13 protein-coding genes and 1 riboswitch are annotated in these 14,801 nt (G+C 40.6%); of the genes, 6 read left to right on the forward strand and 7 right to left on the reverse strand.

Annotated features, from left to right (window positions below; genetic code table 11):
• Positions 1–10 precede the first annotated feature (10 nt).
• A complete protein-coding gene (locus tag ACHUE3_RS10990) occupies positions 11–928 on the reverse strand; it encodes an ExeA family protein (RefSeq protein WP_394192455.1) in 918 nt (305 codons plus the stop codon).
• Positions 929–1,056: 128 nt separating this feature from the next.
• On the opposite strand from ACHUE3_RS10990, the gene ACHUE3_RS10995 reads away from it, so the two are divergent.
• Positions 1,057–2,169 carry a tRNA nucleotidyltransferase gene (locus ACHUE3_RS10995; RefSeq protein WP_394192456.1) on the forward strand — a complete coding sequence of 371 codons (1,113 nt, stop codon included), beginning with the start codon at positions 1,057–1,059 and terminating at the stop codon, positions 2,167–2,169.
• On the opposite strand, the gene ACHUE3_RS11000 is transcribed toward ACHUE3_RS10995, so the two are convergent.
• The 4 genes from ACHUE3_RS11000 to ACHUE3_RS11015 all read right to left on the reverse strand — a co-directional run bounded on the left by ACHUE3_RS11000 (position 2,166) and on the right by ACHUE3_RS11015 (position 5,531).
• On the reverse strand, positions 2,166–2,675 hold the full coding sequence (locus ACHUE3_RS11000; RefSeq protein ID WP_394192457.1) for an Lcl C-terminal domain-containing protein: 510 nt from the start codon (positions 2,673–2,675) through the stop codon (positions 2,166–2,168). The two genes, ACHUE3_RS10995 and ACHUE3_RS11000, sit on opposite strands and share 4 nt — an antisense overlap.
• Complete coding sequence (locus tag ACHUE3_RS11005; protein WP_394192458.1) at positions 2,672–4,351, reverse strand: Lcl C-terminal domain-containing protein; 1,680 nt, start codon at positions 4,349–4,351, stop codon at positions 2,672–2,674. Before ACHUE3_RS11005 ends, ACHUE3_RS11000 begins: the two co-directional genes overlap by 4 nt.
• A gap of 106 nt (positions 4,352–4,457) precedes the next feature.
• Complete coding sequence (locus tag ACHUE3_RS11010; protein ID WP_394192459.1) at positions 4,458–4,790, reverse strand: hypothetical protein; 333 nt, start codon at positions 4,788–4,790, stop codon at positions 4,458–4,460.
• Positions 4,791–4,823: 33 nt separating this feature from the next.
• Positions 4,824–5,531 carry a DUF2982 domain-containing protein gene (locus tag ACHUE3_RS11015; RefSeq protein ID WP_394192535.1) on the reverse strand — a complete coding sequence of 236 codons (708 nt, stop codon included), beginning with the start codon at positions 5,529–5,531 and terminating at the stop codon, positions 4,824–4,826.
• 231 nt (positions 5,532–5,762) lie between these two features.
• Here ACHUE3_RS11015 and ACHUE3_RS11020 point away from each other — a divergent pair, with 231 nt between their 5' ends.
• The 3 genes from ACHUE3_RS11020 (at position 5,763) to msrA (ending at position 10,581) form a co-directional block, all read left to right on the forward strand.
• Entirely contained in the window at positions 5,763–6,815 is a 1,053-nt protein-coding gene (locus tag ACHUE3_RS11020) for an efflux RND transporter periplasmic adaptor subunit (RefSeq protein ID WP_394192460.1), read from the forward strand.
• A 3-nt stretch (positions 6,816–6,818) separates the two neighbouring features.
• Positions 6,819–9,917 carry an efflux RND transporter permease subunit gene (locus ACHUE3_RS11025; protein WP_394192461.1) on the forward strand — a complete coding sequence of 1,033 codons (3,099 nt, stop codon included), beginning with the start codon at positions 6,819–6,821 and terminating at the stop codon, positions 9,915–9,917.
• Positions 9,918–10,047: 130 nt separating this feature from the next.
• Positions 10,048–10,581 (forward strand): peptide-methionine (S)-S-oxide reductase MsrA, encoded by a 534-nt coding sequence (gene msrA / locus ACHUE3_RS11030; RefSeq protein WP_394192462.1) that lies wholly within the window; start codon positions 10,048–10,050, stop codon positions 10,579–10,581.
• A gap of 96 nt (positions 10,582–10,677) precedes the next feature.
• Here msrA and ACHUE3_RS11035 read toward each other — a convergent pair whose 3' ends face one another.
• Complete coding sequence (locus tag ACHUE3_RS11035; RefSeq protein ID WP_394192463.1) at positions 10,678–12,531, reverse strand: TonB-dependent receptor domain-containing protein; 1,854 nt, start codon at positions 12,529–12,531, stop codon at positions 10,678–10,680.
• Positions 12,532–12,565: 34 nt separating this feature from the next.
• A riboswitch (cobalamin riboswitch) is annotated at positions 12,566–12,718 on the reverse strand.
• Between the two features lie 203 nt (positions 12,719–12,921).
• On the reverse strand, positions 12,922–13,404 hold the full coding sequence (locus ACHUE3_RS11040; RefSeq protein WP_394192464.1) for a YajQ family cyclic di-GMP-binding protein: 483 nt from the start codon (positions 13,402–13,404) through the stop codon (positions 12,922–12,924).
• Positions 13,405–13,558: 154 nt separating this feature from the next.
• Between ACHUE3_RS11040 and ACHUE3_RS11045 the strand changes: the two genes are divergently transcribed.
• Complete coding sequence (locus ACHUE3_RS11045; RefSeq protein ID WP_394192465.1) at positions 13,559–13,909, forward strand: VanZ family protein; 351 nt, start codon at positions 13,559–13,561, stop codon at positions 13,907–13,909.
• The gene (locus ACHUE3_RS11050) at positions 13,902–14,801 is read left to right on the forward strand and encodes a ketopantoate reductase family protein (protein WP_394192466.1); all 900 of its coding nucleotides are present in this window, start codon (positions 13,902–13,904) and stop codon (positions 14,799–14,801) included. The genes ACHUE3_RS11045 and ACHUE3_RS11050 overlap by 8 nt, the downstream gene beginning before the upstream one ends.

Consider the following 14,801-nt stretch of genomic DNA (forward strand, 5'->3'; position numbering starts at 1 on the left):
TTTACCACGACTAAAAAATAAACGACAAGCCAACACCGGCACCCAGCACTGTTACAAAAACGAAAGGTATTAAAAGCTTACTGGTTTTTGTTTCATTTTTAACTTCACTTTGCAGTACGCTAGGCGGCAACGCTTCTTCTGCTGAACGCATAACAATATCACTGTCAATGACCATAACTTGTTTAGAAAATGCCCCCATTAAGCATCGCTCGCACAATAAGTTAACTAATCGAGGGATACCTTTTGTCACAGCATAAACAGTTTTTAATGCATCCGCTGAGAACATAGCTCGTTCACAACCGGCAACATATAAACGGTGTTTGATATAAGCAATAGTTTGCCCTTCAGTCAGCGGTAATAAATGGTACCGAGCTGTAATGCGCTGCGCTAACTGCCTTAATTCATTACGCTTCAGTAGTTCTTGTAGCTCTGGTTGACCAACTAAAACGATTTGCAGTAACTTTTTATGATTCGTTTCTATGTTGGTCAATAACCTCAGTTGTTCAAGTACATCTGGTGCAAGTAACTGCGCTTCATCAATCAATAGTATAGTGTGACCACCTGATTCATGATTAGCCTCTAGATGCTTTTTTATCGCATCTGTTAAGGTTTTTAGAGTGGCATTAACCTCATCATAATTAATTATAAGCTCATCGCAAATACTCGCTAACAACTCTAGCTGTGATAATGCCGGGTTATGGATCATTGCCACTTGCGTATTCTCAGGCAGTTGTTCTTGCAAGCTACGAATTAGGGTTGTTTTACCCGTTCCTACCTCACCTGTAAGTAATACAAAACCACCAGCTTCGCCCAAACCATAGGTCAGATGAGCTAATGCTTCTTTATGGCGCTCGCTTAAAAATAGATATTGTGGATTTGGCGCGATTGAAAACGGTTTTTCCGACAAGCCAAAATAGCTTAAATACACCCTGAACTTCCTTACTGAGTAAATCTGCGCCTATAATGGCAAAAAAATGCACTAAGTGAAAACCTTGTTAGCGTTTTATTACTTAAATAACGTAAAATAACCTAAACAGGTTAACTCTAGGCGTGACTATGGAAGTTTATTTAGTGGGTGGTGCAGTGCGTGATGAGCTGCTCGGACGTAAAATTAAAGAACGTGATTATGTTGTCGTTGGTGCGACTCCAGAGCAACTTTTACAGCAAGGCTTTGTACAAGTCGGTAAAGATTTTCCTGTTTTTTTACACCCAAAAACCAAAGAAGAATATGCACTTGCTCGTACTGAACGCAAACAAGGTCAAGGGTATACCGGGTTTACTTGTGAGTTTTCAGCAGATGTTACACTTGAAGATGATCTGCGCCGACGCGACCTTACAGTTAATGCCATCGCAAAAGCTGAAGATGGCAGCTTAATTGATCCATACAACGGTAAACTAGATTTAGACAACCGCATTCTTCGCCATGTATCCGATGCATTTAGTGAAGACCCACTTAGAATATTGCGTGTTGCTCGCTTTGCCGCACGTTATCATTACCTAGGCTTTACTATCGCTGATGAGACCAAAATGCTATTAAAAAAGATGGTGGCTCAAGGCGAGCTTAAGACCCTGACTCCTGAACGTATTTGGCTTGAATGTGAAAAGTCACTCAGTGATGGTGCTTTTGCTGAATTTTTACAAACGCTTTACTACCTTAATGCTCTCCCTTCGATTAGCAACGCGTTAGCTTCAACGTGGACCCCAGATATATACGAGCGACTCAATGCCCGCTATGAGTATGCAAATAATCAAAACATTACTGAGCCTAGCTTACTATTTTGCCAAGCTACCAGTGACTTATGTCGTGATTCAATAATTACATTAGCTACATCGATTCGAGTGCCAAATGATGTTCGGGATATGGCGCTCTACTTGCAACAACACCTTGCAACTCTTAATAATGAACAACTTAACAGCAATGAATTACTGGCACTTTGTAATCAACTTGACCTATGGCGCCGACCAGAACGATTCAGTACTTTATTAAAAGCAGCAGAGATAGCCAATTGCGGGCCATTAAAGCTGCAACACACTCTAGTAAGTGCTACCGAAGCAGCTAGAAAAGTTAGCCCGCAACAGTTTATTGCTCAAGGTATAAAAGGTGCTGATATAAAAACCGCGCTTGATCAAGCGCGGTTAGACATGTTTACACAGTATTTAAATAATTAATCTTCATACCGCACAAGGCGAAGGTAAACATTAGAGGTTTTAGCATGAAGGCTGTTAAGACCTCTGTCGAATGTGTATACCCACGCAAAACCGGGGTCAATAACGCCCGATGTACTAGTCCAATAGTTTTCACTTTTATTCCCGTTAAAAATAACCTCATTAATACTTGGGGTTACACAACTGTGCTCTAAAATACTGGCCAGTTCTTTATTATTTGGCACTTGCCAATCATTATAATTAGCGGTGCGATCATTAACAGATGCTCTAAGCGCCTCTTGCCACGTCGTTTTAATTGCGCTATTTGTACAGCTAGTGGTGTCGGCATCATAGCTTTGCCCGTAACTGCAAGTTTGCCACATTAACCCCGTCACGCTATCACTCACCGTGCCATCAGTATTGAGTGTAAAACGCGCTGTAGGTGTTGTTTCCGGAACAGTGCTGTAACACGTTTGCGCGGCTACAAAACTGGGGCTTAAAAGTACTATGCTCGCAAATAATGTTTTCATTGTGATGCCCCCGCCGTTCTAACTAAACGCACAAATGCTGTTTCACTCTTAGGATAAGCTAAGTCATTACCATCGCTCATATCTATTATATAAGCCTGCGATAAACTGGTGCCATCTGCTGCAGTTTGCGAGGTCCAATAAGGTAAATACGGTTGGTTTACAAAGGGATGTTGAGTAGGTGTATTAACAAAGTAATCATTATCAATTAATAATGATTGCCCATGTTGTGAATAATCCAATAAGGTCATTAGCTCGGTGTACGTGGGAACTCGCCAATTGGTTCCACCACAATAATCTGAGTTATTAACGGCGTTTATGTACACTTGTAAACCACAATTCGTTGTTGCAGAGCATGTTGTGGTTGCACCTAGTTGACTACCACCTTGTACGCCAGTTTCTCCATTTAGGTACCATGTATAGTGGTTCTGCCCTTCTCTGAGGGAGGTTCCGTTAGGTAAAGTACCTGTATTTGGGCTTTTAACTTCCCAAATTAACCCAGTGACATTATCGCGAACGCAACTAAAGTCACTCGCATTGTCAGGGAGTTCATCTGCAAACTCATTTAACTTGGTAAAATCAAATGCGGAATCACCAGCGCCTACTTTGTTGATATGCGTATTAACAACACTGTCCCGACCAACGGCTGCATCTTGGCGAGGAAAGTCTGGGCTGTCACACGCTATTTGTTGAGTATTGTTGTAGCACGTATTCACCCCAGTATCATTAATCAGACCTAATGGTTTAGACTCAATATTGATTTGTACGACATCAGTGTCTGTTCGACCTTTACTGTCGGTCACTGTCACCTCAAAACTAAACGTATTAACAGCTTCGGTTTTTGGTGCGGTAAACGATGTAATACATTGTTCTTTATTTGCCAAAGTAACAGTGCCAACAACTTGTTCCCAATGACAGGAGAATGTTTCGGTGACGGTTTCACTTGCAGTTGCATCGAGCGTGACAAGTTCAACCTCATTTACAGTTTGATCAGCCCCCGCATTAGCAATAACAACTTTATCTGTTCTATTTAATTTATGATTATATTGAATGCTTGCTTCTCCCCCTTCATCATCAATAACGGTTAGCTGCCAAACTAATGTCGTGTTTACATCTAACAAGGGGTGAGAAAAACTGATGGTCTCATTATTGTAGCTATCGACCGCAACTGTTGGACCAGAGATTTGCTGCCAACGGTAACTATTAATAGCCCCATTTTCATCGGGATCTGATGACTCTGCACCGCTCAGCGTAATGGTGTCTTTATAATCGGAAGGCAACTCTGCAGGCGCAATTTGTGTAACTACCGCCTCGGGTAGCTGGTTATTCGAGACAATATCAATAATAACATCATCACTGACTAACTGACCGTCTGCTGTTTGATAGTTAACCCGCAGTAAAAGTTGGCTGTCCGTCTTTACATCAGGCGCTGTTAACGTTTGTTCATCGCCGTCAGCAGGTAATCCCTCTACGGCGGGACCATTAATCCTTTGCCAAGAAAATGTCCCATTTGCAGGTGAGCCTATTGCTGATAGAGTAAATTCACTCTTCTCAATAACTTGCTGATCTATCCCGGCATTGACCGACGCAGCAACATCGGGGTTATCATTTCCACCACCTGAGCCACCACACGCACTGAGCAAGGCAACAACTGGAAGTATAGTGAAAAGAGCTCTCATGCAATGTTTCCTCATTTTCATTCATATAGTTATGTAGCGCGATTATTTAAGCTACATTCTTTACTCAGATAATAAGCAACAACAATGCCAGTTATTAATTTTGGTGTTACATGTAGCTATCTTGATGGATACGTACAAATAATTTGGTGCCTACTTTACTATAATCTACTTTATATTCTCGGCCATCTAATGCCTGAATGAATAACAGTCGTTTTTCTTCGCCAAATACATCTGCACTGCTTATATAAACCATATCAAGGTAACGCTCTTTTGCTTCGCGGCGATTTTTTGGCAGTTCTTCTTTGAATGGTTCTAAACCATTTTGAGTAACTTTAATTTTAGGCTGAGTTTCAGAGTTTACGATCACTAAATCGAGCTTTTTCTCTTTGTGGATAATCGTATTTCTTCCACTTTTAATAAATGATCTATCTTGACTCATCGCATTATCCTACTGACGTCTAATTAGGCGTTTCTAGCCTTTTAACTGAGATTGAATAAAGAGTTTGGGGTTTTGCTGCCAACTGTTTAGGCCATGGCTAAAATCCCAAATACTTCTATCTAATACACTGGCAGGCAACAGCAAGTCATACCCTGTTAATTGCTGCAAATGTCGCATTCGGTTTGCGAACATTGCAATTAATCCATTAAATTTGCGACCGTTTAAAGATGTATAGTTATTGTCTTCTACCAACCATTCTGATGGGCAATTGCCATTTTTGCAATGTTTTTGAACAACCTGCATAAAAAGGTGGCGTTGTTCTATTAATAGTTTACCCGCTAGTCGCGGTGAAATTTCCATTAAAAAATCATCCGTATCCCTAAGTTTAATACCTACAGCATTTAACTCAAGGTATTCAAGTCCATGCTCCGCTTTAGGTATTCCGCTATGCTGCAGATTTTCCCTATTTAATGACCATGAGCCATACTTATGATGATATGTAAGTAACTGCTCGGTAATAATTAAGCTGTAAAATGGCTCTTGTGTCTTTAAAAAACCAATAAAAACGGCAACAAGGCTCACACTCACCAAGAATATTTCTAATATACTAATCGTACCTGGACGAAGTAAATTAACCAACATAATAAACACAAGGCCAAATGAGCCAACCAACAGAATTTCCATTCCGTTTTTTGAACCCTGTGAGCGCAGCTTTAAACATAACATTGCGTGTTTAACCATCATAATAAATCATATAAAAAACAAACATAATTATAGCCCAAATTACTAATTTACGAATTTTCCGACATCGTTCACAGCCTGTTTTTATCTTCATAGTTGCAATTTATCCTTTTTAAAAAAGGGACAGCGAGCGGTTTTACGGCTAACTGACAGATTTCTGAGATACACGGGCAGTCTTTTTACGCCGTTATTTCGTACACTAGTGGTAATTAATCTTTCGGTAAAAATAAGATGTATTTAAAGCAGTCAGGCAAAGCATTATTTCCATTCATTATCACAGTGTTGATCGGGTTGTGTGTGTACCTTTATTTGCCAAGCAGTCAGGGTGAACAATTAGGTTATAAACCAACAGCAACACAAGTAACCGCTCATACGGTAACAACCCATGAAAACCCGATACTTATTGAGGCTATCGGGAGTGCCCGCGCGAATCAAGCAATTTATATCAACAGCGCGCAAAGCGACTACGTGACTGACATTTACTTTAATGACGGTGATCGCGTTGATAAAGGGCAAAGACTTGCCCAATTACAATCTCAACAAGAACAACTTACGGTCAAAGAGCTTGCTATTAATTTAAAAGAGGAAGAACGTCAACTTTCGAGGTTGACTGAACTCTCTCGCTCTCAAGCCACCGCTAAATCATTGCTTGAAGAACAGTTATCTCGCGTTGATGCTACCAAAACACAGCTGCAAAATGCAAAAACTAAACTCGCCGAGATGACTATAACCGCACCGTTCTCTGGCGTTTTAGGGAAACGCCTTATTTCAGTAGGTACCTTTGTAAATAGTAGTACGGTATTAACCAGTTTAGATGATATCAGTATTATCAAGGTTGACTTTAAAGTACCAGAAAAATACTTAGCTCAACTGGGACTTGGTATGAAAGTGATGACACAAAATGATGCCTACCCTGGTAAAACATTTTCCGGTCAAGTAACCCACATTAGTTCACGTATAGATTCTGTAACGCGCAGTATTGAAGTCACTGCGAGTTTTGTTAATGAATCTGGTTTACTGCGCCCTGGTATGCTTTTAAAAACCGCTTTGCAATTAAGTACAAATAAAGCACTAATGGTACCTGAAAAAGCCATTATCCCGCAGCAAGACAGACATTACGTGTTTCAAATAACCGAAGGCGTTGCAACCAAGGTAGAAGTACATGTTACTGGCCGACACAACGGCTGGGTAGCGATTGATGAAGGCCTAAATGATGGCCAGCAAGTTGTAACCGAAGGAATTATAAAAATTCGTTCTGGTAGCAAAGTAACAGTGAAGGGATAAACAGTGAAAATTACTGATACCAGCGTTAAACGCCCTGTCTTTGCGATCGTTATTAACTTATTACTACTGACTTTTGGTTTAGTGGCATTTTCGATGCTACCACTGCGCGAATACCCAGATATAGAATCACCAATTGTAAGTGTGAGCACGAGTTATACAGGTGCGTCAGCTGAAATTATAGAAACAAAAATAACCCAAGTACTGGAAAACCGCATTTCAGGTATTGAGGGTATAAAAAGTATTAACTCATCAAGCCGTAATGGCCGCTCTAACATCACCATTGAGTTTAATATTAGCCGTGACATTGATGCAGCATCTAATGATGTGAGAGAGCGTGTTGCCCGTGCGTTAGATAGTCTACCTGAGCAAGTACGTCCGCCTGAGGTGTCTAAATCAAACAGTGATGAGAGCCCTATCGCTTGGTTTGTTCTTAACAGTACAACCATGGACTCCTTACAGCTTTCAGATTATGCACAACGTTATATTGTTGACCGCTTAGCCGTTGTGGACGGTGTTTCTAATGTTCGTGTTGGTGGCGAACGTAAATATGCCATGAAGGTGTGGCTAAATCGCCAAGCAATGGCCGCACGCGGTATTACTTCAAGTGATATAGAAAATACGCTTCGTACAGAAAACGTTGAATTACCAGCCGGTGAAATTGAATCTATCGATCGCGATTTCACCGTTCGCACAGCACGTAGTTACAAAGATCAACAGGACTTTAGAAACCTAGTTATCAAGCGCGGCGAAGATGGCTATTTAGTTCGCCTAGGTGAAGTGGCCGATGTACATCTTGAAGCCGCTGATGATGAAAGCCTATTCCGTGGTAATGGCCGAAACATGATTGGACTAGGCATTGTAAAGCAAGCCAAAGCAAACACCTTAACTGTAGTTGATAATGCACGGGCTGAGCTTGAAAAAATCAAGCGCAACCTCCCTGAGGGCACGACGATTGAAGACAGTTACGATTCTTCCATCTTTATCAAAGAGTCTATCGATGAGGTGTATCGTACTTTAGCAATCTCAATGGCATTGGTAGTTTTAGTTATTTACCTTTTCTTGGGTAATATACGCGCAACGCTTATTCCTGCAATTACGGTTCCCGTAGCGCTAGTGGGTAGTTTTATGTTTTTACTCGCAATGGGCTACTCTATCAATTTACTGACCCTGTTAGCGTTAGTGCTAGCAATCGGCCTTGTAGTGGATGATGCGATTGTTATGCTTGAAAACATTCACCGTAGAATTGAACTTGGTGAACCACCTCTTTTAGCCGCATACCGCGGGGCTCGCGAAGTTGGCTTTGCGATTATTGCAACAACCTTAGTGCTCATCTCTGTTTTTGTTCCTTTAGTGTTTATGGATGGCCGCATTGGCGCGTTATTCACTGAATTTGCAATGGCGGTCAGTGCAGCCGTATTCTTCTCAAGCATTACGGCATTAACGCTCTCCCCTGCATTATGTTCAAAAGTTCTCAAACCATCTGAAAAAGAGAGTAAATTCAGTCAAAAAATGGATTTCTTTTTTGGCAAAATTGAAAATGCATACAGTAATTCTCTCAGGTCCAATATGGCTCGAAAATGGAGCTTAATACTAACAATGATATTGGCTGGTTTAGCCAGCTTTATGTTGTATCAACAAGTACCATCAGAGCTCACGCCTAAAGAAGACCGAGGCACCTTTTTTATTATGATGAGTGGCCCAGAAGGCGCCAGTTATGAAAATAACGCCGCAAATATGGCGAAGATAGAAGATCGCCTCTTACCATACTCTGAGTCAGGCGAACTAAGCCGCGTACTTGTGCGAGTACCGGGCTGGGGCGGCAATGGTGGCGTTGCTATCATTGGCATGGCTGACTGGGATGAGCGCAAGCGCTCTACTTGGGAAGTAATGGGTGAAATTAGTGGCAAAATGAGAGAAGTCACTGATGTGCGCGCTTTTGCTATAATGCGCCGCGGCATTGGTGGCGGTGGCTCATCTCGCCCTATTGAATTTGTATTACAGGGCAATGACTACGCACAGTTAGCTGATTGGCGTGACAGAATCATTGAAAGAGCAGAGAAGAACCCGGGCTTAGTTCGTATTGACCATGATTATAAAGAAACCTTCCCGCAGTTTTTGATCAACATCGACAAAAATAAAGCCGCGGATCTCGGTGTATCAGTTTCTGATATTGGCCGCACGCTTGAAACCATGCTTGGTCAACGCCGTGCTACGACCTTTATTGACCGAGGTGAAGAGTACGATGTGATACTGAAAGGAACTAAAGCTGATTTTACCGACCCGACTGATATTTCAAATATTTATTTGAAATCACGTAGCGGTGAGTTGGTACCACTCGATAGCATTATTAGCTTAAAAGAAGAAGCGACTGCATCGCGATTAAACCGCTACAACCGCATGCGCTCTATTACTTTAAGTGCAAATTTAGCGGATGGTTATACACTAGAGGAAGCGCTTAATTTCTTAAACAAAGTAGCAGCAGAAGAAAACGACATAGACGGCGCGGTAGATTACAAAGGTGAATCTCAACTGTTTTATGAAGGCGCATCTGCCATGACATATGTGTTCATTTTGGCATTAACAGTGACCTTTTTAGTGCTTGCAGCGCAGTTTGAGAGTTTTGTACATCCATTTGTTATTATGCTTACGGTGCCACTTGGCTTAGTAGGGGCACTATTTGGGCTATGGTACACAGGTTTAACCCTTAATATTTATAGCCAAATTGGTATTGTTATGCTGATTGGCCTCAGTGCTAAAAATGGTATTTTGATTGTCGAATTTACCAACCAACTGCGTGACAAAGGCGTTGAGTTTAGTGAGGCTATTGTTCAAGCTGCAACACAGCGCTTACGCCCTATCATCATGACTTCTTTAACCACTGTTATGAGTTCAGTGCCGCTAGTGTTAGCTAGTGGCCCTGGCGCTGAAAGTAGAATGGTAATAGGTGTTGTTGTATTTACAGGGGTCATTGTTGCGACCTTACTGACTCTGTTTATTGTGCCTGCGGCTTACTCTGCTCTTGCACGTAATACTCAGTCACCAGAGTTTTTACAACAAAAGCTTAATCAACAAGAAGCCGAGAAACCTCTAAAAGAAATATAAGCAAAAGCGTTGCTGCATCCGCAGCAACGCTTCCCTACCCCAACTTAAGATCCTTGAAATAAAATACTGGTATTGCCGTTCTTCTGATAGGCTAAAGCATGTCGCAATTTAACGTTTTTGGGAGTAAACAATGAGCAAAACAATTGAAGTAGCCACGTTTGGTGGAGGCTGTTTTTGGTGTATTGATGCTGCTTTTCGCCGTGTAGAAGGCGTAATAAATGTCAGCTCTGGGTATACGGGTGGTGAAACCGATAACCCTACTTATGAGCAAATATGTACTGGACTTTCAGGCCATGCAGAGGTTGTTAAGCTTGAATTTGATGCAAACCAAATAAGCTACAACACGTTACTAGAGATGTTTTTTACACTGCATGATGCTACCCAACTAAACCGCCAGGGTAATGATGTAGGCACCCAGTACCGCAGCGTTATTTATTATCATGATGAGCAGCAACAATTACAAGCGAATGCGATGATCAGTTCATTACAAAAACAGATCCGTGAACCAATTGTTACCGAAGTAAGTGCAGCAAGTCATTTTTACTCGGCAGAACAATATCATCAAGATTATTACAACGAAAATCCAAATCAAGGATATTGCAGTATATTAATTGCACCTAAACTTAAAAAGTTTGAGCAATTTTATGCTGAGAAATTAAAATAGCCTGAACTCTGGTTAAGGGTATAGCAACATACTGATTTAAATAAAGCTCGCCAAGTAGGTGGCGAGCTTTAAACTCAGTGCTAATTATCCATAATATTAGAACTGGTATTGGGCTCCAACAAACACACGACGCTCAGCGGTGTTGTAGTAGTAAATTTCGTCGTTTATATAATCGCCATCAACATCTTTACCATATGCATCAACAGCGTTGTAGCTTCTATCAAATAGATTCTCTACACGCAACGACACTGTCAGGTTATCCGTTGCTTGATAATGTCCCACTAAATTCCACAGCGTATATGAAGGTAATTGCGTTAATTTACCACGGCGATCACCACGGTACTGCATTTCAAGGCCAGCATCGAATGCTCCCCACGCTTTATTAAGCGACCAGTTTATACTTTGCTTAGAGACATACGTCAGTGATTCACCCGTTTGCGCATCTTCAGCAGATAAGTAGGTCATATTGAATGCGTGATCAAACCCAAACAGCTGTTGTATAAAGCTAAACTCAACCCCTTCATGACGTGCCTGGTTAATATTAGTAGGCACCCACTTGCCAGCGGCATTTGGTGCCCAAGCAATTTTATTTTCTATATCGCTTCTAAAAATTGCCACGTCTAAGCTAATATCTTTCACATTTAGTGACAAGCCAAGCTCTTGGTTATCAGAAGTCTCAGGGTTTAGTGCAGGGTTACCAGAACCTGGGTAGTAAAGGTCGTTAAAAGAAGGTGATTTAAAGCCAGTGCTTTGGCTCACTCTAAACGTTGCTATATCGTTTAGGTGATAGCCCACAGCGGCTGTGTATGTCGTTTCATTACCAAACTGCTGATCATCATCTTGACGAAGTGTTAAATTAGCAAGTACTTGCTCGTCATCGTAATAAGCACCAGCAAACACTGCAAACACTTCACGACTGTCTTTTAAGTAACTGCCTGAACTGGTGTTTATTTGGTCTTCATACCAGTTTAAACCACCACTCAAAGTTAAAACTTGGTTTAAAAAATACTGGCCGTTATAGTCAATTTGCTCACGCTCGGTTTCAAATGTATCAACAACCGTATCGCCGGTATAGCTGACTCTTGAATCATCAGAGCGCTCGTTTGAATTAGCAATATCAATCGAATGGCTGTGATCTTCAAACTTTCTCTTCCAACCAATTGAAGCTTGATAGTTTTCAAATTCACTTTGCTCAACAGTACTGTCAGCGGGACTATAAGCACTATCATAGAGAGCATCCCCTTGAGCATACTGACCTTGGGCTAAGAACGTACCTAATTGCTCATCTTGATATGCGATATTAAAACCGATGTTTTTATTTTCATAACCATCTTTATCAGGTGCCAACCCTTGCAATACATCAAAGCCATCCGTTTTTTCATAACCGGCATTTAAAGCTATATCAACATCGCTAACCTGCCCACTTGTTGCAAGCTGTAGCTGTTTATAAGAATCAGACCCTGCGGTAATGTCGATCGTCGTATTTTGCGCTTTTCGGGTGATAATATTTATTACCCCCGCTAGCGCATCAGAGCCATAAACAGCAGCACGTGAGCCTTTTATGATCTCAACTCTTTCAATGCTATTAAGTGGAATATTATTAATACTCTTATAGCCAAGAGTTGCAGAACCAGTGCGAACCCCATCAATTAAAATAAGTGTATGGCGTGAGCTTGCGCCACGTAAAGACAACCCTGCATTTTGGCCAAAACCACCATTTGCATTAATTTGAAAACCGGCTTCTTTTGATAACAAGCTTGGTAGGTCACGTACATAACTTGATTCGATATCAGTACGGTCAATCACCGTGACACTGGCAAGTACATCATTAATGTTTTGTTCAAACTTATTAGCAGAAACCGTAATATGTTCAATAGATTGTTGTTCAGCAGACACTGAATGTGATAACACAGCTGCAATAGCTACGCCTAAAGTCGATTTTTTTAACATGAGATCCCCAAGCCTGTGCCCACCGCACACGCAAATAGTAAATTACTTCAAGGCCGGTCTCCGGACTCTGTGCATATGAGCACATTACCGTTGCGGGGGCAGTGTTGGGATTATAGTCTTCATGGCTACGCACCAACTTCCCGATTATCTCACTAAAAATTTCAATACCTTGAAACCTATACCTTAGTATTTAGTAAGCACCTTGAAAATAGGTCGCTATTGTGATGATTTTAGGGATAAATGTCAATGGACGGCTATACTTCTATACACACTAAATACTAGAAATTTTCATCCACTTTGAAATAAAAAAGCCAAACAATAAAATTGCTTGGCTTAGTGCATTATTAATTTTGAGACAAGCACACACAGCACCTAGCTCGAAGCTTTAAATTAATCGCGAAAGTTTTTAAACTGGAATGGTTGACCTAAATCAGCACTACGAACAACTTGCATAGCTTCTTGCAAATCATCACGCTTTTTACCTGTTACACGTACTTCTTCGCCTTGAATAGCGGCTTGTACTTTTACTTTTGAGTCTTTAATTGCTTTAACTACTTTTTTAGCTACGTCTTTTTCAATGCCTTGCTTAAGCGCTACATTACGAAACACGTTTTTACCTGCACGCGAGATATCTTGTAGCTCAAGGCTCGATACGTCCATGCCACGTTTAGAAATTTTGTTCGCTAAAATATCAAATAACTGTAGAACTTGTGAATCAGCTTCTGCTTTTAGTTTGATGGTTTTGTCGTTAAGTTCAATTGATGCGTCAACGCCTCTAAAGTCAAAGCGGGTTTCAAGTTCACGTTTTGCATTATCAACCGCATTTTGTGCTTCGTTCATTTCTACTTCAGATACAATATCAAAAGAAGGCATTCGTCTCTCCTAACAAGATTTTAAAAAATAAATATGCCAAGGATTATAACGCCAAAATTATAAATCTTTACATATTTCTGCATATCGTTCAGGTGCAGTGCAAAATTAGTTTGATATACTGTGGCTCTATTTATAGACAATTTAGGATTTTTTTGTGACTCGGCGTGTTTATCAAGTACTCTTTTTAGTTAGTATAGTGGCTTTTACATTTTTATTTGCCAAAGAAATTAAAGGCGCTGCAAGCTTATTTCCGCATGTTGATAAAGTGGCTCACTTTGGAATCTTTTTTGCTCTAGCTGTTGTGATGGACAAAGCATTTAAAATACCTTTATGGGTGCAAATCTTTCTGCTTGCAGGTTATGGCGCAGCCATTGAAATAATGCAAGACATGCTGCCTTACCGCCAAGCTTCTGTGGCTGATTTTATTGCTGATTTTGCCGGAGCTGCAAGCTACTATATCATTAAGCTTGTATTTCACATTGGTAAAAAACCGAGCCATGAGTAATATTATTGTAGTTGGTGATGGAGCTATTGGACTTTTATATAGTTATTTTTTAAGTGCCACAAACCATGTAACTTTAATCACCCGTAGCAAAAAGTCAGGCCAGCAATATTACTATCAAGGTAATAATGGCAAACAGTTAATTAATATTAAAACGCTCAATAACCAAAGTTTAGCCTGCTTAGGCGATATTGATATTGTTATTATTGCGGTTAAAGCGTATCAAGTTGAGACTGCTTTAAGTCAATTAGCCCCACACCTTAATGATGCGTGTAAAGTGGTTTTATCTCATAATGGTATGACTGATTTAGCGCCTATTATGGACATGTTAAATAATCTACCCGTTTATTTTTTGACAACGCGATTAGCGGGTTTCAAAGAAAACTCAACTACAGTGATACATACTGGAAACGGTGAGAGTATATTAGGGGCCTGTAATAGTGCTGCCGATAAAAAATACCACGCATTAGTATCGACTCTTTGTGCTATCCCAAGCCTTAGCTATAGCAAGCAAATTGACACCATTCGCTGGCAGAAATTATTAATCAATATAGCGATTAATCCACTAAGTGCATTTTATAATGTGAAAAATGGAGCGCTTAACTCACCTAAATACAACAGCGATATTTTCAACTTACTCAGCGAAGCTTGCTTTATAGCCAATAAACTTGGCATTGCAGTAACACTTCCTGATTCATTAGAAAGCGCATATAAGATAATGGGTGCTACTGCGAATAACTTTTCCTCCATGCATCAAGATATTATATATAGTCGCCGAACTGAAATTGATGCGATGTGTGGCTATATTTGCCAACAAGCTGAATTACATGGTAAAAAAACACCATACAACCAATATTATTTGGATGTGATCAGGCATAAAAAAAGCGCGAATTAA

This window comes from Pseudoalteromonas atlantica, assembly GCF_043641955.1.
In the GTDB taxonomy this organism is placed as follows: domain Bacteria; phylum Pseudomonadota; class Gammaproteobacteria; order Enterobacterales; family Alteromonadaceae; genus Pseudoalteromonas; species Pseudoalteromonas atlantica_A.